The organism is Polymorphospora rubra, assembly GCF_018324255.1.
In the GTDB taxonomy this organism is placed as follows: domain Bacteria; phylum Actinomycetota; class Actinomycetes; order Mycobacteriales; family Micromonosporaceae; genus Polymorphospora; species Polymorphospora rubra.
On record NZ_AP023359.1, the window covers coordinates 3,792,856 to 3,811,696 of the forward strand.

General features: G+C 71.9%; 14 protein-coding genes and 1 pseudogene. 6 read left to right on the forward strand and 9 right to left on the reverse strand.

The window, feature by feature from the left end:
• Positions 1 to 47: 47 nt before the first annotated feature.
• The gene (locus tag Prubr_RS17455) at positions 48 to 1,028 is read right to left on the reverse strand and encodes an alpha/beta hydrolase family protein (RefSeq protein WP_212826740.1); all 981 of its coding nucleotides are present in this window, start codon (positions 1,026 to 1,028) and stop codon (positions 48 to 50) included.
• Between the two features lie 44 nt (positions 1,029 to 1,072).
• The gene (locus Prubr_RS17460) at positions 1,073 to 1,996 is read right to left on the reverse strand and encodes an alpha/beta hydrolase family protein (RefSeq protein WP_246568777.1); all 924 of its coding nucleotides are present in this window, start codon (positions 1,994 to 1,996) and stop codon (positions 1,073 to 1,075) included.
• A 209-nt stretch (positions 1,997 to 2,205) separates the two neighbouring features.
• Between Prubr_RS17460 and Prubr_RS17465 the strand changes: the two genes are divergently transcribed.
• Positions 2,206 to 2,373 (forward strand): hypothetical protein, encoded by a 168-nt coding sequence (locus tag Prubr_RS17465; RefSeq protein ID WP_212826743.1) that lies wholly within the window; start codon positions 2,206 to 2,208, stop codon positions 2,371 to 2,373.
• A 35-nt stretch (positions 2,374 to 2,408) separates the two neighbouring features.
• Here Prubr_RS17465 and Prubr_RS17470 read toward each other — a convergent pair whose 3' ends face one another.
• The 7 genes from Prubr_RS17470 to Prubr_RS17500 all read right to left on the reverse strand — a co-directional run bounded on the left by Prubr_RS17470 (position 2,409) and on the right by Prubr_RS17500 (position 12,158).
• Positions 2,409 to 3,527, reverse strand: a complete 1,119-nt coding sequence (locus tag Prubr_RS17470; RefSeq protein ID WP_212826745.1) for an acetate/propionate family kinase — start codon at positions 3,525 to 3,527, stop codon at positions 2,409 to 2,411.
• Between the two features lie 4 nt (positions 3,528 to 3,531).
• Positions 3,532 to 5,607: a phosphate acetyltransferase gene (gene pta / locus Prubr_RS17475; protein WP_212826748.1), complete on the reverse strand. Its 2,076-nt coding sequence runs from the start codon at positions 5,605 to 5,607 to the stop codon at positions 3,532 to 3,534.
• A 5-nt stretch (positions 5,608 to 5,612) separates the two neighbouring features.
• The gene (locus tag Prubr_RS17480; protein WP_212826750.1) at positions 5,613 to 5,792 is read right to left on the reverse strand and encodes a DUF6104 family protein; all 180 of its coding nucleotides are present in this window, start codon (positions 5,790 to 5,792) and stop codon (positions 5,613 to 5,615) included.
• A 96-nt stretch (positions 5,793 to 5,888) separates the two neighbouring features.
• Positions 5,889 to 9,707, reverse strand: a complete 3,819-nt coding sequence (locus Prubr_RS17485) for a multifunctional oxoglutarate decarboxylase/oxoglutarate dehydrogenase thiamine pyrophosphate-binding subunit/dihydrolipoyllysine-residue succinyltransferase subunit (protein WP_212826752.1) — start codon at positions 9,705 to 9,707, stop codon at positions 5,889 to 5,891.
• Positions 9,708 to 9,916: 209 nt separating this feature from the next.
• Positions 9,917 to 10,744: an ABC transporter permease subunit gene (locus Prubr_RS17490; protein ID WP_212826753.1), complete on the reverse strand. Its 828-nt coding sequence runs from the start codon at positions 10,742 to 10,744 to the stop codon at positions 9,917 to 9,919.
• Positions 10,741 to 11,676 (reverse strand): ABC transporter ATP-binding protein, encoded by a 936-nt coding sequence (locus Prubr_RS17495; RefSeq protein ID WP_212826756.1) that lies wholly within the window; start codon positions 11,674 to 11,676, stop codon positions 10,741 to 10,743. Before Prubr_RS17495 ends, Prubr_RS17490 begins: the two co-directional genes overlap by 4 nt.
• A gap of 230 nt (positions 11,677 to 11,906) precedes the next feature.
• The gene (locus Prubr_RS17500; RefSeq protein WP_212826758.1) at positions 11,907 to 12,158 is read right to left on the reverse strand and encodes a hypothetical protein; all 252 of its coding nucleotides are present in this window, start codon (positions 12,156 to 12,158) and stop codon (positions 11,907 to 11,909) included.
• Positions 12,159 to 12,933: 775 nt separating this feature from the next.
• Here Prubr_RS17500 and Prubr_RS17505 point away from each other — a divergent pair.
• The 5 genes and pseudogenes from Prubr_RS17505 to Prubr_RS17525 all read left to right on the forward strand — a co-directional run bounded on the left by Prubr_RS17505 (position 12,934) and on the right by Prubr_RS17525 (position 18,837).
• Positions 12,934 to 13,650: a response regulator transcription factor gene (locus tag Prubr_RS17505; protein WP_212826760.1), complete on the forward strand. Its 717-nt coding sequence runs from the start codon at positions 12,934 to 12,936 to the stop codon at positions 13,648 to 13,650.
• A gap of 7 nt (positions 13,651 to 13,657) precedes the next feature.
• Positions 13,658 to 15,228, forward strand: a pseudogene (locus tag Prubr_RS17510) (sensor histidine kinase).
• A 63-nt stretch (positions 15,229 to 15,291) separates the two neighbouring features.
• Positions 15,292 to 16,977: a trypsin-like peptidase domain-containing protein gene (locus Prubr_RS17515; RefSeq protein WP_212826762.1), complete on the forward strand. Its 1,686-nt coding sequence runs from the start codon at positions 15,292 to 15,294 to the stop codon at positions 16,975 to 16,977.
• Between the two features lie 177 nt (positions 16,978 to 17,154).
• Positions 17,155 to 17,610 (forward strand): SRPBCC family protein, encoded by a 456-nt coding sequence (locus Prubr_RS17520; protein WP_212826764.1) that lies wholly within the window; start codon positions 17,155 to 17,157, stop codon positions 17,608 to 17,610.
• Positions 17,611 to 17,781: 171 nt separating this feature from the next.
• Positions 17,782 to 18,837 carry a glycosyltransferase family 4 protein gene (locus Prubr_RS17525; protein ID WP_212828173.1) on the forward strand — a complete coding sequence of 352 codons (1,056 nt, stop codon included), beginning with the start codon at positions 17,782 to 17,784 and terminating at the stop codon, positions 18,835 to 18,837.
• Positions 18,838 to 18,841 lie beyond the last annotated feature (4 nt).

Below are 18,841 nucleotides of genomic sequence, written 5' to 3' on the forward strand. Positions count from 1 at the left end.
GCCGCCGGGCAGCCGTCCCGGCACCGGTCCGGGCGGCAGCGGGCGGATCAGAGCCGGTCGTCGAAGGAGGCGACCCCGCCGCGGCCGGCGCCGTCCGGCAGCCGCCGGCGGGCGTCCGGGTCGCCGTAGAGCGTCCAGCGCAGGAAGTCCGTCGTGGTGTCGACGACCACCTCGAACGCCGGATCGCCGGAGCGCAGCAGCGAGCGGCCGTGGTCGCCGTCGGGCAGGCTCAGCATCGCCTTGGGCCAGGGAACCTGGTCGTACGCGGCCTTGCCGGAGGCGTACGACACCACCTCGTCCAGCTCCCCGTGCACGAAGAGCTGCGGGGCGGCCGCCCCGCTGAACGTCGTACCTACTCCCAGGGCACTGCCGGCGAGCACGATCCCGGCGTCCAGCCGCTCGTCGCGGGCCAGCGTGAAGAGGCCGAGCGTGGTGATGCCGCCGGCGGAGTGTCCGGCGGCGGCCACCCGGTCGGTGGCCAGCCGGCCGGCGAGCGGATCGCCGTCGCGGCCGTCGAGAGTCAGCACCTCGGTCAGCACGAACGACACGTCGGCCGGCTGGTTCAGCACGTCGAAGACGTCCGGCTGGGTGGCCGTACCGCTGGTCTTCGGGAAACGGGGCGCCGCCACCACGAAGCCGGCGGCGGCCCAGCGGGTGAGCACCGCCGCGTAGTCCTGGGGCGTACCGGTGAGGCCGTGACTGAACACGACCACCGGGAAACGGCCGGCCGCCGCCCGTACCCCGGTGCGGGGCGTGCCACCGGCGTCGCCGGTCGCCGGATACCACAGGGTGACCGGTAGCGCCCGGTCGTCGCGGGCGAGGTCGAGCTGCCGTACGCCGACCGCGAACGGCTCGGCCGGGGCGGACCCGGACGGCGCCGGTGCGGCGGCCGACGTCGCGGGGGCCGCCCCGGACGGCGCGTCCGTCGCGCCGCCCCAGTGCGGCGCCGGCTGCGGCGAGCAACCGGCGACAGCCACCGCCAGCAACGCGGTGACCAGGACAGGCGTACGGCGACAGCGTCGGGGCATCGCTCGATTGTGCCTCGCCGGCCGGCCACCGCGTCCGGCGAACGTCAGAGGCGGTTCTCGAACTCGGTGACGCCGGACAGCCTGGTCGCGCCCGCGATCTTCTGCCGGGCCGCCGCGTCGCCGCACAGGACCCAGCGCAGGAAGTGGGTCATCGCGGCCATCGTCTGGGCGAAGCCCGGCCGTCCCGGCGTCAGGTACGTGCCGTGGTCCTGCCCGACGAGGGTCAGGAACGCCTTCGGCCAGGGCACCCGGTCGTACGCCGCCCGGCCCCGCGCGGCCTTGACGATCGGATCGGCACCGCCGTGGATGAACAGCATCGGCGCGGCGGCGCCGCCGAAGTCCACCCGGGAGCCGCCCGCGATCACGATCCCGCCCCGCCACTGCTCGGCATGGCCGTCGGTGAACAGTCCGGCGGTGGTGAAGCCGCCCGCCGAGTGCCCGGCGGCGGCGAGATTCGCCGTGTCCAGCCGGCCGGCGAACAGGTCGTCAGGCACCCGGTCGAGCCGGCTGACCTGCCGGATCACGTGGCGGGCGTCGGCGGGCTGGTGCCGTACGTCGTCCCGGTCGAACCGCCGCGTGCCGCGCTTGGTGTACGGGTATGCCGGCGCCACGACCACGAACCCGGCGGCCGCCAACCGGGTCGTCACCGCCCGGTGGAGATCCGGCAGGCTGTCCAGCCCGTGGCTGTAGAGCACGATCGGAAACCGTCCGTCGGCGACCTCGGCGTCCACCCGGGGCGTCGGGCCGGGTGGCCCCACCGACGGATACCAGACGGTCGTGGGCAGCGGCCGGGCCGCGCCACGGTGCAGGTCCAGGGTCCGTACCCCGACCGGGAAGGTGACCTCCGCCCCGGCGACGGCACGGGGTGTCCCGGCCTTAGCCGGTGCCCCGACCGTCGGTGCACAGCCACCGAGCAGCACCGGCAGAGCCCCGATGATCAGTGCTGTGACCAGCCGTTTGGTGCCCACGCCTAGAAGGTAAGGGCGGCCCGGCGCGGCGAGGCCAGCTTTCCGGTTCTCCTGCGCCGGCCGCCCGGATGGTGTTCACCCGATCTTCGGATGGTCCGCGCTGACCGTGATCGATCCTGGTCGCGTGCGGTCGCGGGTGTCGGAAACCGGTCCGCCACGCCGAGGCGGGCGGACCCACATCCGGACCGGATTTCGCTAGGGTCGTGGCCATGCCTGACGAGTACGTGGATCCGAGCGGGAACACGGAGGCCTTCCAGGCCTTCGCCCAGACGACGACGGAACCGACCGAGTCGTCGTCGAAGCTGCCGTTGATCATTGGTGCGGCCGTCGCGGCGGTCGTGGTGCTCGCCCTGATCGGCTGGCTGGCACTGGGCTGAGCAGGCCGGCGGCGCCGACCCGCCGAGGACCGCCGTCAGCCGCGGGCGGCCACCACGCCGCGGGTCTGCTCGGCGATCTCGCCCTCCTCGTCGGTGGGCACGACGCAGACCGCCACCGGCGAGCCGTCGGGTGAGACGACCCGTTCCCCGGACCCGGACGTGTTCCGCCCGGCGTCCACGGCGATACCCAGCCGCTCCAGCCCGTCCAGCGCCGCCGCCCGCACCTCGGCGGCGTTCTCGCCGACCCCGGCGGTGAAGGTGATCGCGTCGAGCCGGCCCAGCAGGGCGTAGTAGGAGCCGACGTACGACCTGATCCGCCGGCAGTAGACGGCGAAGGCGAGCGCGGCCGCCCCGTCACCGTCGGCCCGCCGGGCGAGCACCTCGCGCATGTCGTTGACGCCGCACAACCCGACTAGCCCGCTGTGCTGGTTGAGCAGGTCGTCGATCTCGTCGACCCCCATCCCGGCGGTACGCCGCAGGTGGAAGACGATGGCCGGGTCGAGATCGCCGCTGCGGGTGCCCATCACCAGCCCCTCCAGTGGGGAAAGTCCCATCGAGGTGGCGACACTGCGCCCACCCTCGACCGCGCACGCGCTGGCGCCGTTGCCCAGGTGCAGGGTGATCGTGTTGGTGTCGGCGAGATCGCGGCCGAGCAGCCGCGCGGTCCGCCGCGAGACGTACGCGTGCGAGGTGCCGTGGAAGCCGAACCGGTAGATGTTGTGCCGCCGGGCCACGTCGGCGTCGATGGCGTACGTCGCCGCCTCCGGCGGCAGGGTGCGGTGGAAGGCGGTGTCGAAGACCGCCACCTGCGGTACGTCCGGCAGCAGCCGCCGGGCCACCTCGATCCCGGCCAGGTTGCCCGGGTTGTGCAGCGGGGCGAGTGGGACCAGACCCCGGATCCCGGCCACCACCTCGTCGTTGATCAGCGTCGGCTCGGCGAACCGCAGCCCGCCGTGCACCACCCGGTGCCCGACCGCCGCCAGCCCGCCCAGGTCCAGCCCGGCCATGATCTGCGCGAGGGCGGCTTCGTGGTCCTTCGGCGCGTCGCCCGGCTCGCCGATCCGTTCGACGGTGCCCCGGTCGACGACCCGGTCGCCGTCGTACAGCCGGAACTTCACCGACGACGACCCCGAATTCAGCACCAAGGTCCGCATGGTCTCACCCCCTGTGGCCGGCGGCCTGGATCGCGGTGATGACGACCGTGTTGACGATGTCCTTCACCGTGGCGCCCCGGGACAGGTCGTTGACCGGCCGGCGCAGGCCCTGCATGACCGGTCCGACGGCGACCGCGTTGGCCGAGCGCTGCACCGCCTTGTAGGTGTTGTTGCCGGTGTTCAGGTCGGGGAAGACGAACACCGTGGCCTGGCCGGCGACCGAACTCCCCGGCAGCTTGGTCGCGGCGACGGCCGGGTCGATCGCGGCGTCGTACTGGATCGGGCCCTCGACCGGCAGGTCGGGCCGGCGTTGCCGGACCAGCGCGGTCGCCGCCGCCACCTTCTCGACGTCGGCACCGGAACCGGAGGTGCCCGTCGAGTACGACAGCATCGCCACCCGTGGGGCGATGCCGAACTGCTCGGCGGTCACCGCGCTCGACAACGCGATGTCGGCGAGCTGGGTGACGTCGGGGTCGGGGTTGACCGCGCAGTCGCCGTAAACCAGCACCCGGTCGGCGAGCAGCATGAAGAAGACGCTGGAGGCGACCGACACCCCGGGCACCGTCTTGATCACCTCGAACGCCGGCCGGATCGTCGCCGCGGTGGTGTGCGTCGCGCCCGATACCATGCCGTCCGCGTGCCCGGCGGCGACCATCATCGTGCCGAAGTAGTTGGGGTCGGTGACGACGTCGCGGGCCAGGTCGAGCGTGACGCCCTTGTGCCGGCGCAGGTCGGCGTAGCTGGCCGCGAAGTCCTCCCGCCAGGCGCTGGTCGCCGGGTCGACCACCTCGATCCCGTCGACGTCGACACCCAGCTCACGGGCCTTGCGGGCGATCTCGTCGGGATCGCCGAGCAGGGTCAGGTCGGCGACCCCGCGGCGCAGCAGCAGCTCGGCGGCGCGCAGGATCCGTCCCTCGGTGCCCTCCGGCAGCACGATCCGGCGGCGGTCGGCGCGGGCCCGGTCGACCAGGTCGTACTCGAACATCAGCGGGGTGACGCGGGCCGAGCGGGTGACCCGCAGCCGCCGGGACAACTCCTCGGTGTCCACGTGCGACTCGAACGCGCCGAGCGCCGCCTCGACCTTGCGCGGGTTGGTGGCGGTCGGCCGACCCTCGATCCGGGCCGAGGCGGCCACCGTGTCGAAGCTGTCGGTGTGTGCCAGCAGCACGGCCAGCCCGGTGTCGAGCCCCTCGACCAGGCGCATCGCCCGCGGGTCGGGCCGCTCACCCAGGGTCAGCACCACCCCGGCCACCGACACCTGACCGGCGGCGTGCGCGGCGTGCGCGGCGACCAGCAGGTCGGCCCGGTCGCCGGGGGTGATGACCAGGCAGCCGTCGGTCAGATGGTCGAGCAGGGTCGGCACGTGCGCCGCCCCGACGACGAAGTCCAGCACGTCGCGGGAGTACGCCGCGTCGGTGCCGGCCAGCCGGTCGGCACCCAGCGCCGCCGCCACCTCGGCCACCGTCGGCGCCGACACTGCCGGCACCTCGGGGATCGCGTACGCGGGCACCGGCAGCTCGGGTGGTTCGGTCCCGGGCCGGACCCGGTTGGCCACCACGGCCAGCACGGTCGCGTCCAGGTCCTCCAGATCGTGGTAGGCGCTGCGGGCCGCCGCCGCGATCGCCGCACCCTCCTGCCCCAACCCGTCGACCACGGGTACGACCACACTGCCGAACTCGGTCGCCAGCCGGGCGTTGAACGCGAGCTCACGGGGCAGCCCGCCCGGGGTGTCGCCGCCGTCGTCGTCGAAGTCGCTGCCGACCACGACCATCGCCGCGCAGCGCCGCTCGGCCGCCCGGTAGCGTTCGACGATCCGGGAGACCAGTTCCTCGCGCCGGCCGTCGGCGACCAGGGCGGCCGCCTCGGCGTAGGTGGTGCCGTACATCTCGGCGTACGGCAGCTCGACCCGGTAGCGGTCGCGCAGCAGGGTGAGGATCGGATCGTCGTCACCGGTGACCAGCGGCCGGAACGCGCCGATCCGCTCGACCTGCCGGGACAGCAGTTCGGCGATGCCGAGCGCGACGGCGGACTTGCCGCCGCCGGAGCCGATGCTGGCGATGTAGACGCTGCGCCGGGTCACGTCGGTTACTCGTCGTCCTCGTCGTCGAGACGCGCCAGCCAGGTCGCGAACCGCTCGACCGGCGTCTCGAACTCCGGGTTGATGTCGACGAAGTCGCGCAGCCGCTCACCGAGCCATTCGATGGTGACGGTCTCTTCGCCCCGGCGCTGCACCAGTTCCTCGATGCCGCGGTCGGTGAAGTACATGGCCTGCTCCTCGCTTCCGGACGCGCCGCCGCCGGGCCGGGTGGTGCGGTCGTGGACCACATCACCCGGGCCCGGCGGTCCGGCGTGGAACTGCCCTTACGGGCGGGGGAGGGCCGCCTCGATCAGCGCGGCCTGCTCGGCGTCGTGCAGCTTCGCCGACCCCACCGACGGCGCGGCCGCCGCCGGGCGGGAGATCCGCTGGAGCCGTACGCCCTCCAGGTGCTCCAGCAGGTTGAGCGCGACGAACGACCAGGCGCCCTGGTTGGCCGGCTCCTCCTGCACCCAGGCGAAGTCCTCGGCGTTCGGGAACTCGGCCAGCGCGGCCCGGACCTCGTCGACCGGCAGCGGGTAGAGCTGCTCGACCCGGACGATCGCGGTGTCGGTGATGCCACGCTCCTTGCGGGCCTGGACGAGGTCGTAGTAGACCTTGCCGCTGCAGAGCAGCACCCGCTTGACCGACTCGGCCTTCAGGCCGGCGTCGTCGCGCAGCACCGGCTGGAAGCCGCCACTGGTGAAGTCTTCCACCGAGGAGACGCACAGCTTGTGCCGCAGCAGCGACTTCGGCGTGAAGACGATCAGCGGCTTGCGCTTCGGCGACAGCGCCTGCCGGCGCAGCAGGTGGAAGTAGTTGGCCGGGGTGGTCGGGATCGCCACCCGCATGTTGTCCTCGGCGCACATCTGCAGCCAGCGCTCCGGACGGCCGGACGTGTGGTCGGGGCCCTGGCCCTCGTGGCCGTGCGGCAGCAGCAGCGTCACCGCCGACGGCTGCCCCCACTTCACCTCGCCGGACGAGATGAACTCGTCGGCCACCGACTGCGCGCCGTTGGCGAAGTCGCCGAACTGCGCCTCCCACAGCACCAGCGCCTCGGTGTTCTCCACCGAGTAGCCGTACTCGAAGCCCATCGCCGCGTATTCGCTGAGCAGCGAGTCGTGGACGAAGAACCGGGCCCGGTCCCGGGTCAGCTTCGACAGCGGCAGGTAGTCGTCACCGCTGTTCGCGTCGACGATCGAGGCGTGCCGCTGCACGAACGTGCCCCGGCGGGAGTCCTGCCCGGCGAGCCGTACGGTCACCCCGTTGTCGAGCAGCGAACCGAACGCGATGATCTCGCCGAAGCCCCAGTCGATGTTGCCCTCGGCGGCCATCTTGGCCCGCCGGTCGAGCAGCTGCTGGATCCGCTTGTGCGGGGTGAAGCCGTCGGGCAGGGCCACGTGCGCCTCGCCGATCGCCCGGATGACGGAGGGGTCGACCGCGGTCTCCACCGTCGGCTCCGGCTCCTCCTGCCGGTTGCGGGTCGGGCGGGACGCCGTCGGGCCGGCCGCGTCGCGGGTCGCCTTGAAGACCTTCTCCAGCTGGGCGTGGAAGTCGCGCAGCAGCTCCTCGGCGTCCTCGACGGTGATGTCGCCGCGCCCGATCAGCTCCTCGGTGAACAGCTTGCGGACACTGCGCTTGCTGTCGATGATCTGGTACATCAGCGGGTTGGTCATCGAGGGGTCGTCACCCTCGTTGTGGCCGCGCCGCCGGTAGCAGACCAGGTCGATCACGACGTCCTTGTTGAACGCCTGCCGGTATTCGAAGGCCAGCCGGGCGACCCGGACGACCGCCTCGGGGTCGTCGCCGTTCACGTGGAAGATCGGCGCCTGGATCATGCGCGCGACGTCGGTGCTGTAGAGGCTGGACCGGGAGTATTCCGGCGCGGTGGTGAAGCCGACCTGGTTGTTGACCACGACGTGCACGGTGCCGCCGGTGCGGTAGCCGCGCAGCTGGGACAGGTTGAGCGTCTCGGCGACGACGCCCTGGCCGGCGAACGCGGCGTCGCCGTGCACGGCCAGCGGCAGGACCGTGTAGCCCTCCAGCTTGAGGTCGATGCGGTCCTGCTTGGCCCGGACGATGCCCTCCAGGACCGGGTCGACGGCCTCCAGGTGGGACGGGTTGGCGACCAGCGAGACGGTGATCGAGTGGTCACCGTCCGGTGTGGTGAACTTGCCGGTCTGGCCGAGGTGGTATTTCACGTCGCCGGAGCCCTGGGTGGACCGCGGGTCGATGTGCCCCTCGAACTCCGAGAAGATCTTCTCGTACGGCTTGCCGACGATGTTGGCCAGCACGTTGAGCCGACCGCGGTGCGCCATGCCGATGACGACCTCGTCCAGCTCTGCCTCGGCGGACGCCTGGAGCACCTCGTCGAGCAGCGGGATCAGCGACTCGCCGCCCTCCAGCGAGAAGCGCTTCTGACCGACGTACTTGGTCTGGAGGAACGTCTCGAACGCCTCGGCGGTGTTGAGCCGGTTGAGGACGTGCTTCTGCTCGTCCGCCGTCGGCTTCTCGTACTTGCGCTCGATCCGGTCCTGGATCCAGCGCCGCTCCTCCGGGTCCTGGATGTGCATGTATTCGATGCCGACCCGGCGGCAGTAGGTGTCGCGCAGCACGCCGAGGATGTCGCGCAGCTTCAACTTCTGCTTGCCGGCGAAGCCGCCGACGGGGAAGCTGCGGTCGAGGTCCCACAGGGTCAGGCCGTGCTGGAGTACGTCGAGATCCGGGTGCTTGCGGATCTTGAACTCCAGCGGGTCGGTGTCGGCCATCAGGTGGCCACGGACCCGGTAGGCGTGGATGATCTCGATGACCCGGGCGGTCTTGTCGATCTGCCCCTCGGAGCTGACCGCGACGTCGCGCATCCAGCGCACCGGCTCGTACGGGATCTGCAGCGCGGTGAAGATCTGGTCGTAGAAGCCGTGCTCGCCCAGGATCAGCTCGTGCATGATCTTGAGGAACTCGCCGGACTGCGCGCCCTGGATGATCCGGTGGTCGTAGGTGCTGGTCAGCGTGATGATCTTGCTGACGGCCAGCTCGGCCAGGGTCTCCTCAGACATGCCGGCGTACGGCGCGGGGTATTCCATCGCGCCGACCCCGATGATCGTGCCCTGGCCGACCATCAGCCGCGGCTGGGAGTGGACCGTGCCGATGCCGCCCGGGTTGGTCAGCGAGACCGTGGTGCCGCCGTAGTCCTCCATGGTCAGCTCGTTGCGCCGGGCCCGCCGGACGACGTCCTCGTACGCCTGCCAGAACTGCCGGAAGTCCATCTGCTCGCAGCCCTTGATCGACGGCACCACGAGATTGCGGGTGCCGTCGGGCTTGACCAGGTCGATCGCGATGCCCAGGTTGACGCGCTCCGGCCGGACCACCGCCGGCTTGCTGTCGACCTCGGTGAACGAGTTGTTCATTTCGGGGTGCTCGGCCAGCGCCCGGACCAGTGCGTATCCGATCAGGTGGGTGAAGCTGACCTTGCCGCCCCGGCCCCGGGCCAGGTGGTTGTTGATCACGATGCGGTTGTCGACCAGCAGCTTGGCCGGCACCGCCCGGACGCTGGTGGCGGTCGGCACCGACAGCGACGCGTCCATGTTCTGCACGATCTTGGCGGCCACGCCGCGCAGGGTCGTGGTCTTCGGCCCGCCGTCGGTGGCCGAGGCCGGGGCGCTCTTCGTGGCCGGGGCACCGGTCGGTTGCGGCGTGGCCTTCGGCTGCGGGGTGGCCTGCGGCTGCGGCGTGGCCTTCGGCGCGGGCTTGGCGGCCGGCTTCGCGGCGGCGGGCTTGGCGGCCGGCTTCGCCGCGGCCGCAGGCCTCTCGGCCGCGGCGGGCCTGGCCGGGGCCTCGGCCGCCTTCGGCTGGGGTGAGGTCGGCGCGGCCGGCGCCGTGGTGCCCGTACGCGCCGCCGTCGACGCCCCGGCCGTGGCCGTGGCCTCGGTCGGGGTGGCGCCGCCGGCACCGTCACCGGACGGCCGGTAGTCGGCGAAGAAGTCGTGCCAGGCCGAGTCGACGCTGCTGGGATCGGCGAGGTAACGCTGGTACATCTCCTCGACGATCCACTCGTTCGGGCCGAAGCCCGCCAGTGGGTTGTCTTGCGAAGTCTGCTGCGTCGACACGGCCGGTAATCGCCTCTTTCACGGGGTGTGGTGCTCGCGGGCTGCCGCCACCACTCGGGGGCTCGGGTCACAAAGTCGCGTACAAGGCTACGCTGTGCCCCGAGCGGGGGCATTGCCCCATCCGGCCCGTGTCGTGTTTCACAAGGTGATCATGTTGCCGCGGCGGTGGCGGGTGGCGCCGGCCCCCGGCCCGCGCCACCCACCGTACGTCAGGAGATGTCCCGCTTGCGGACGATCAACGTGCCGACCACGCCGGTCACCACGGCGTAGCCGATCAGCACCACGGCGCCCACCCACTGCGGCGGGTTGCCGGGCAGGGTGGTGCCGGAGACCATCAGCTGCGAGGCCAGCGACGGCACCAGCACCTGGAGGTTGTTGATCCAGTCGCCGAAGCGGTTGGCGAACGTGCTGAAGAACAGCGCCGCGCCGATGAACCCGGCGAAGTAGAAGATGATGGCCGCGACCGTCGCACCCATCTGGCTGCGGATCAGCACGCCGAACCCGACACCGAAGATCGCCCAGAGCAGGTAGGCGAGCCCGTTGAGGCCGATCGCCTCCCATACACCGGACTGGTCCAGCTGCGCGCCCGTGTCGAGCCCGTTGAGGATCAGCGGGGTGACCACCAGGTTCGCCGCGGTCGTGATCACCCAGAACAGCACGCCGATGATCGAGGCCGCGACCAGCTTGGCGACGATCACCGCGGTCCGGTGTGGCGAGGTCAGGAACGTCGTCGTCGCCGTCTGGTGGAAGAACTCGTTGGTCACCACGATGACGCCCAGCAGCATCACGATCAGCAACCCGAAGAGCTGGCCGTTGGTGTAGAGGTTCGCCGCCAGGTAGACGACGTCGGACACGGCCTCGAGCGCCGGGTCGTTCTCCGGCACGGTCCCGCCGAACTGCTCGGGGTTGAGCAGGAACGAGGTCTGGAAGTAGTTGAAGAACAGCGTGATCGCCCACAGCGGCACGGCGATGAGCGCGAAGACCCACCAGGTGTTGGTGGTGCGCAGCTTCAGCAGTTCGGCACCGATCAGCTTCATCGGATGACCGCCTTCCCGGACGTGAGCTCCAGGAAGACCCGTTCGAGGTCGGGCCGCTCGGGAGTCAGTTCGTGCAGTTCGACCTGGGCGGCCAGCGCGACCCGGCCCACGAAGGCGGCGTCGTTGCCCTCGACCAGCAGCAGGCCGTCCTCGCCCCGCTGCACCTGGGCGTTCTGCTCGGTGAGCGCCTTGGCGAGCTGGTCCGGGTGCGGCGTACGCACCCGGATCCGGGCGCCGGTCGTCATCGAGCCCAGTACCTCGTCGACGGTGCCCTGCCGAACGAGCTTGCCGGCGGCGATGATCACCACGTCGTCGGCGAGCAGCTGCATCTCGGAGAGCAGGTGGCTGGAGACCAGCACGGTGCGTCCCTCGGCCGCGAGCCCCTTGAGGAACCCGCGCATCCAGCGGATGCCCTCCGGGTCCAGGCCGTTCGCCGGCTCGTCGAGCACCAGCACCTTGGGGTCACCCAGCATCGCCGCCGCGATGCCGAGCCGCTGCTTCATGCCCAGGGAGTAGCCCTTGAACTTGCGCTTCGCCGCCGGGGACAGCCCGACCATCGCCAACGTCTCGTCGGCCCGCCGCTTCGGCAGCCCGGAGGCCGCGCAGATCACCCTGAGGTGGTTGATGCCGGTACGACCCTTGTGCGCACTCGACGCCTCCAGCAGCGCGCCGACGGTCCGCAACGGTTGCTTGAGGTCCGGGTAGCGCCGACCGTCGATCGTCGCGGTGCCCGCCGTCGGCGTGACCAGGTTGAGGAGCATGCGAAGCGTGGTCGTCTTGCCCGCGCCGTTCGGGCCGAGGAAGCCGGTGACCCGGCCCGGCTGGACCCGGAACGACAGGTTGTCGACCGCTTTGACGTTGCGATACTGCTTCGTCAGACCGGAGACGACGATCTCGCCTCCCGCCGTGGGGCCTGTATGCCCGTCGGACATCTCTCTCCTCACTGTGTGCCGTGTGCACTCGTCGGGCGGATCCGGGGCGGAACCATCGCCCCGAACATCGCGCTCGTCGTCGCTCAGCGTGACGGTTGGTAGTGCGAAGGTCAATCCGCACGAGTATCGAGGCGTGTCTCCTCCGCAGGCAGGAGATGCTCATACGTAGGCAGGAGATCGTCCCCGGAGGCCGGCCGGGGTCGCCCGCCGTACGGATCGTACGACGACGATCATGCCGGGGTGGCGGACCGCCACACCTGGAACCGCCACGCGTCGTGACGGTTCGGTCCGGCCGGGTCGGCGGCGGCCGCCAACCGGCGGCGCGCAGTGCCGCCCGTACCTCGTACCCGGGGCATTCTTCCGAGCACGGTGAGTATCTCGCCCGGTGTGGTCCGGCGCTGCTGGCAGGCCGCGGCCACCACCGTCCGGACGTCGTCGTCGGTCGACGCCCACTGCGCCGCGTCGACGACCGACCGCGCCATCGAGGTGCGGTCGGGCCGCCCTGCTGCCGGTCCCCGGCGGGCAGGGCCCCGGTACGGCGGACCCGTACGGCAGGCAGCCCCAGTGGGAGCCGGCGGAGCAGGTCGGCCCGCCGGCGACCGGCCGGCACGAGCACGTCGACCACCTCGTGACGTGGGTCGAGCCGAAGGCCACCGGCCCGGGCAGCCGCGAGGCCGGCCAGCAGCGCACCAGGCCCCGCCGCGAGTACGGCGACCCAGTGGTGCTGCTCGCGGGTGAGCTGGCCGGGGCGACCGAGGAGTCCACCCCGGCAGATCCGCTGCCACCGCCCGCCGGCCACCAGATGCCTTACCTTCGCCGGGGACAGCAGGGCGACCGCCTGCTGCCAGGTCAGCACGCCGGACTGGGCGAACAGCAGCCCGTCGAGCGGGTCTGCGTCGTCGTGGGGGATCCGCATCCGGCGATGCAACCGCAGCCGCCGCGCCCTGCGCCGCCCTGCCCGCCCCGAGCCCTGACCGCCCACCCGGTCGCCCATTGCCGCTCGCCGCCCGGCAGTTGCCCCGCCGATCCAGAACGTTTGTGGTTGCCGGGGCGACCACAAACGTTCTGGATCCATGCGACGGCGGCGCGCGTCCGGGGTGGAGGGGGATCCGGTACGCCGACACGCGCGACGGGTGACCCGTCGACGCTTTCGTCGAGGAGATGCGGATACTGGTACGGCGTCCGGGTGGCCGTTCACTGAGAGGTCTCTCAGGGATCTTTCAGTATTCGCCCAGCGATGACCCAGCGGCGGGACAGATGATGGGCCCCATGGCCGCCGCATCGCAGACCGAGGCAAGACTGCTCGTCGTCGAGGACGACCCCAACATCCTGGAGCTGCTCTCCGCCAGCCTGCGCTTCGCCGGCTTCGACGTGGCGACCGCCACCAGCGGCAGTGCGGCGGTGGCGGCGGCCAAGGACCATCGCCCCGACCTCGTGGTGCTCGACGTGATGCTGCCCGACCTCGACGGCTTCGAGGTCATCCGGTTGATGCGCGAGGGCGGCACCCGTACGCCGGTGGTCTTCCTGACCGCGCGCGACGCGACCGACGACAAGATCCGCGGGCTGACCCTGGGCGGCGACGACTACGTCACCAAGCCCTTCAGTCTGGAGGAACTGACCGCCCGGATCCGCGCGGTGCTGCGGCGTACGACCGGCGGCGAGCCGGTGACCGCCCGGCTCACCTTCGCCGACCTCGAACTCGACGAGGAGACGCACGAGGTCTACCGGGCCGGCCAGCGGGTCCAGCTCTCGCCGACCGAGTTCAAGCTGCTGCGCTACCTGATGCTCAACGCCAACCGGGTGCTGTCGAAGGCGCAGATCCTCGACCACGTGTGGAACTACGACTTCCGGGGCGACGACAACATCGTCGAGTCCTACATCTCCTATCTGCGACGCAAGGTCGACAACACCCAGCCGCGGCTGATCCACACGCTCCGGGGGGTCGGGTACGTCCTGCGCAAGCCGGCTGCCTGACGGGGGTATGCCTATGATCGCCCGGTCCCGGCTGCACACCGTCCCCCTACGGGTCAAGCTCGTCGCCGCGGTGCTGGTGCTGGTCGCCGCCGCCCTGCTGGTGATCAGCGTCTCGACGACCTTTTTCCTGCGCAGCTATCTCGTCGGGCAGATCGACGCCGACGTACGTTCGTACGTCGGCGGGCTGAAGACGGTGTCGTCGGTGCCGCGCCCCAGCGGCGAGTCCGTACGGGTCGGACTGCCCACCGACTTCCTCGTGGTGGTCGCCGACGAGTCCGGCTACGTCAACCCCAACCGCGACGTCCTCTACGACAGCGATCGCATCTCCTTCGACGACCTTCCCGAATGGCCGACCGACGCGGCGGGGTTCGAGGAGCACCGCGACGAGCTTCGCACGATGAAGGCGCGGGACGGCAATCCCCGCTGGCGGATGTACTACGCCCGGCTGGCCAACGGGCAGTACATCGCGGTCGGGCAGAGTCTCTCCGACGCCGATCTCGCCGTGCAGCGGCTGATCTGGATCGACGTACTGGTCGGCGGTGCGGTGCTGATCGTCCTGGCCTCGCTCGGCGCGGCGATCGTACGGACCAGCCTGAAACCGCTCGACGAGATCGAGCAGACGGCGGCGGCCATCGCCGCCGGTGACCTGTCCCGTCGGGTGCCCGACCCGGAGCGTGGGCAGGTGGAGCCGCAGACCGAACTCGGTCGGCTCTCCCGGGCGTTGAACACCATGCTGGCGCAGATCGAGTCGGCGTTCTACGCCCGTGAGACGTCGGAGTGGGCGGCCCGGGCGGCGGAGGCGGCGGCCCGCGACGCCCTGGTCTCGGCGCAGACGTCGGAGACCCGGGCCCGCCGTTCCGAGGAACGGATGCGGCAGTTCGTCGCCGACGCCTCGCACGAACTGCGTACCCCGCTGACCACGATCCGCGGCTTCGCCGAACTGCACCGGCAGGGGCGGCCGTCGGGCCCGAGGACACCGCCCGGCTGCTGCGCCGGATCGAGGACGAGGCGGCCCGGATGGGGCTGCTGGTCGAGGACCTGCTGCTGCTGGCCCGGTTGGACCGGGAGCGTCCACTGGTGCTCGCCCCGGTCGAGTTGCGGGTGCTGGCGACCGAGACGGTCCAGGCCGCCCGCGCGGTGGCCCCGGAGCGGGACATCCGACTGGAGGTGGCGCCGGACGCGGGCGAACTCGTGGTGTTCGCCGACGATGCCCGGCTGCGCCAGGTCCTGGGCAACCTCATGACCAACGCGATCACGCACACGCCCGGCGACGCGTCGGTGCGGCTGCGGCTGCGGGCCGAGTCCGGGTCGGCGGTGGTCGAGGTCGCCGACACCGGGCCCGGACTGACGGCGGAGCAGGCCGAGCGGGTCTTCGAACGGTTCTACCGGGCCGACGCCGCCCGGACCCGCCGGGCGGGGGGCGCCACCGGTACCGGGCTCGGCCTCGCGATCGTGGCTGCCCTGGTGGCTGCCCACCACGGCCAGGTCGAGGTCGACAGTTCGCCGGGTGAAGGGGCGACATTCCGGGTACGGCTACCTCTGGCGCCCGAGTCTGCCGAACCGATCGAGGAGTCCTGACTCACAGCCAACACACAGTCCGGTTACAGGCGGATCGCAGTGCGGCCGGGAAAGGTGTACGACATGAGCGAGCAGGAGACCAACCCGCAGCACAAGCCGGCCTGGCCCGGCGACGAGGTGACCCACCCCGGGCTGTCCGGTGCCGGCCAGGCGCCGTCCGACTCCGCCGCCACTCCAGCCACCCCGGCCCCACCGCCACCGGCCACACCCACCCCACCAGCGACATCGGCCCCGCCAGCGACACCCGCTCCGCCAGCCCCGCCCACGGTCGCCGGCCCGGCGGCCAGCCCCGGCCCGGCGGCCTACCCGTCGAGCCCCTGGCAGTCGCCCCGGCCACCGGGTGAGCAGCCTCCGCCCGCCGCCGCGTCGGCGCCGGGGCCCGCGTCCAACCCGTGGCAGGCGCCACGGCCGGACGCCGAGCAGCCCCGGCCCGTCCCGCCGGCCGCGCCGCAGTCGGGCGTCCCGCAGTCCGGCGTCCCGCAGTCGGGGGTCCCGCACGCGGCACCGCACCCCGGCGTCCCGCAGTCCGGTGTCCCGTACCCGGGTGGTCCGCAGTCCGGGCCGCCCCACCAGCAGCACACCGCGCCGCCGTACCCGGGGCAGCAGCCGAACCAGCCGCCCTGGGCGGTCAATGTGGGCCAGCCCGGATATCCGCACCAGCCGTACCCGGGTGGAAACCCGCCGCCGTGGGCGCAGCAGCCGGGTGCCGGCCAGCCCGGCGGCAGCCGGGTCGGCCGGGCCGTCGCGGCCGGGGCGGTCGCCCTGGTGCTGATGCTCGGCTCCGGCCTCGTCGGCGGCGCGCTCGCGCTCGGGCTCAGCGACGGGCAGTCGGGCGGCAACCGGACCTACACGGCCGCACCGATCATCAACAGCGCCGACCTGCCGGCCATCGCCGCGTCCGTGCAGGACAGCGTCGTGTCGGTCAGCACCGGCAGCGGCGGCGGGTCCGGTGTGGTGCTGTCCGCCGACGGCTACGTGCTCACCAACAACCACGTCGTCGAGGGCGCCGACCAGGTCCTCCTCGTCTTCGCCAACGGGAGCAAGGCCCAGGCGACGATCGTCGGTACCGACCCGAAGAGCGACCTCGCGGTGCTCAAGGCCGAAGGGGTCAGCGGGCTTTCCCCGGCGAAGTTCGGAGACAGCGACGCGATGCAGGTCGGCAACACCGTGCTCGCCCTCGGCAGCCCGCTCGGCCTGGAGGGCTCGGTCACCGCGGGCATCATCAGCGCCAAGGACCGCACCATCCGGGCCGGCGGCGAACAGCAGCAGGGCGGTACGTCGATCTCCGGCCTGCTGCAGACCGACGCCCCGATCAACCCGGGCAACTCCGGCGGGGCGCTGGTGAACACCAACGGCGAGGTGATCGGCATCAACACCGCGATCCTCACCGCCGGTCAGAGCCAGGGCAACATCGGCGTCGGCTTCGCCATCCCGAGCAACAAGGCCAAGGCGGTGGCCGAGACGTTGCAGCGGGGCGAAAAGGTGTCGCACCCGGCCCTCGGCGTCTCCGTCGGCCCGGCCGACGGCGGCGGCGCACTGGTCGCCCAGGTCGTGCCGAACGGCGCCGCGGCCCGGATCGGCCTCCAGCAGGGCGACGTCATCAAGGAGTTCGACGGCAAGCCGGTGAACGACTCCGACGACCTGATCAACGCCGTGCAGGCCCGCAAGGTCGGTGACCAGGTCGAGATCACGTACGTGCGGAACGGATCTGAAATCAAGGCAACCGTGACGCTCACCGAAGCGTCGTAGTAGTAGCGCGACCGAGCTTTGTAGGGCGGATCCCTTTCGCAACGGACTCCGCCTCCTCCCCAGAGCGGCGGGTGATGTGACCAAGGGGGTTGGTCACGTCACCCGCCGCTCGCCTTCCAGAGCCCGTGATCCTTTCCGGGACCCGTGATCCGCTGTGGACTGGTACGGTCGGCGGCCATGCGGACCGAGACGTTCGTCGACCGGTTCCCGGTCGCGGCGCCACCCGACCGGGTCTACGCGCACCTCGCCGAGCCGGCCAACTCGGTCGGCCTGTCGCCGCTGATCGTCGCCGTCCGCGACGTACGGCGGGAGACCGGTCCGGACGGTCGGGCCGTCGTGCGGTTCGTGGCCGTGGAACGGTTCCGGATCGCCGGCCCGCTGCGGTACGACAACATCCTGCGGGTGACCCAGACCGCGACCGGGCCGGACCGGCAACTGGTGCTCGACGTGCTCAGCCCGGCGCGGGTCACCGTGCGGTTCGTGATGGACCTCGCGCCGCTGGATGATGGCACCGAGGTGACCGTGACGGTGACCCTTCGGATGCCGGCGCCGCTACGGGCGTACGTGCTGCGTACCGCCCGCCGGGTGCAGGAGTACCGGGCCCGCGAACTGGCCCGGCGGATGGCCGGCTGAGCCCTCCCACCCGGTCCGGGTGACGCCGCCGCCGGTTTACCTGGTCGGCGGTCGGGAACCCGCTGCTATCTCGTCAATACCGGCGCGTCATTTCCGGCTACGAGGGGGCTGCGGACGGTGACCCAGATTCCAGTCACACCGGCGGTGGGGCAGCGACCGCTACGGATCGCGATGGTGGTGCCGCCGTGGTACGAACTGCCGCCCCCCGGTTACGGCGGTCTGGAGCAGGTGGTCTCGGCGCTCGTCGACGGTCTGGCCGCGTTGGGTCACGACGTGACGCTCTTCGGCGCGGGCAGCGGGACGGGTACGGCGGCCGAGTTCGTCGGCACCGACCAGCTGCAGAACTCGCGGCTCGGCCAGGCCCTGCCCGAGCTGGCCCACGTCGCCCGGACCAACCGCATGATCGCCGACGGCGACTTCGACATCGTGCACGACCACACCACCATCGGCCCGCTGGCGGCGTCCCGCCGGGAGACCCCGACCGTGGCGACCGTGCACGGGGCGCCCGTCGGCGAGCTGGCCGACATCCTCAAGGGCGTCGACCCGCAGGTCGCGCTGGTCGCGATCTCGCACTCGCAGCGGGCCCTGGTCCGCGGCCTGCCGTGGGTGGCGACCGTACACAACGCGATGGCGGGCAGCGGCGTCAGCAAACCGGCGCCGAGCGACGGGCCGGTGGTCTGGCTGGCCCGGTTCTCGCCCGACAAGGGGCCGGACCTGGCGATCGAGGCGGCCCGCGAGGCCGGTCTGCCGCTGGTGCTGGCCGGCAAGTGCACCGAGCCGGGTGAGGCGCAGTACCTCGCCGAGGTGATCGAGCCGATGCTCGGCCCCGACGTCACGCTGCTGCGCAACCCCGAGCGGGAGACCTGTGCGGAGCTGCTGCTCAGGGCCCGCTGCCTGATCATGCCGATCCGGTGGTCGGAGCCGTTCGGGATGGTCATGCTGGAGGCGATGTCGGCCGGTACGCCGGTGGTCGCGCTCAACCGGGGAGCCGTACCGGAGCTGGTCCGGCACGGCGAGACCGGGTTCGTGCACGAGGATCCGGCCGAGTTGCCGCAGTCGTTGCGCGACGTGCTCGGACTGGATCCGGCGGCGTGTGTGGAGCACGTCCGGACGCAGTTCGGCGCCGACCGGATGGCCCGTGCCTACGAGCGTGTCTACCGGCGCTGGGTGTCCAACGACCGGTCCGCCCCGCTCGAGCGGGAGATGATGGTGACCTCGGCGACCTGACCGG

Excerpts from the sequence above, each read along its gene's own strand:
- Prubr_RS17455 (WP_212826740.1), bottom strand. The coding sequence starts at position 1,028 with ATGCCCCGACGCTGTCGCCGTACGCCTGTCCTGGTCACCGCGTTGCTG.
- Prubr_RS17490 (WP_212826753.1), bottom strand. The coding sequence starts at position 10,744 with ATGAAGCTGATCGGTGCCGAACTGCTGAAGCTGCGCACCACCAACACC.
- Prubr_RS17515 (WP_212826762.1), top strand. The coding sequence starts at position 15,292 with ATGAGCGAGCAGGAGACCAACCCGCAGCACAAGCCGGCCTGGCCCGGC.
- Prubr_RS17525 (WP_212828173.1), top strand. The coding sequence starts at position 17,782 with ATGGTGGTGCCGCCGTGGTACGAACTGCCGCCCCCCGGTTACGGCGGT.
- Prubr_RS17465 (WP_212826743.1), top strand. The coding sequence starts at position 2,206 with ATGCCTGACGAGTACGTGGATCCGAGCGGGAACACGGAGGCCTTCCAG.
- Prubr_RS17520 (WP_212826764.1), top strand. The coding sequence starts at position 17,155 with ATGCGGACCGAGACGTTCGTCGACCGGTTCCCGGTCGCGGCGCCACCC.
- Prubr_RS17500 (WP_212826758.1), bottom strand. The coding sequence starts at position 12,158 with ATGGCGCGGTCGGTCGTCGACGCGGCGCAGTGGGCGTCGACCGACGAC.
- Prubr_RS17480 (WP_212826750.1), bottom strand. The coding sequence starts at position 5,792 with ATGTACTTCACCGACCGCGGCATCGAGGAACTGGTGCAGCGCCGGGGC.
- Prubr_RS17495 (WP_212826756.1), bottom strand. The coding sequence starts at position 11,676 with ATGTCCGACGGGCATACAGGCCCCACGGCGGGAGGCGAGATCGTCGTC.
- Prubr_RS17505 (WP_212826760.1), top strand. The coding sequence starts at position 12,934 with ATGATGGGCCCCATGGCCGCCGCATCGCAGACCGAGGCAAGACTGCTC.
- Prubr_RS17470 (WP_212826745.1), bottom strand. The coding sequence starts at position 3,527 with ATGCGGACCTTGGTGCTGAATTCGGGGTCGTCGTCGGTGAAGTTCCGG.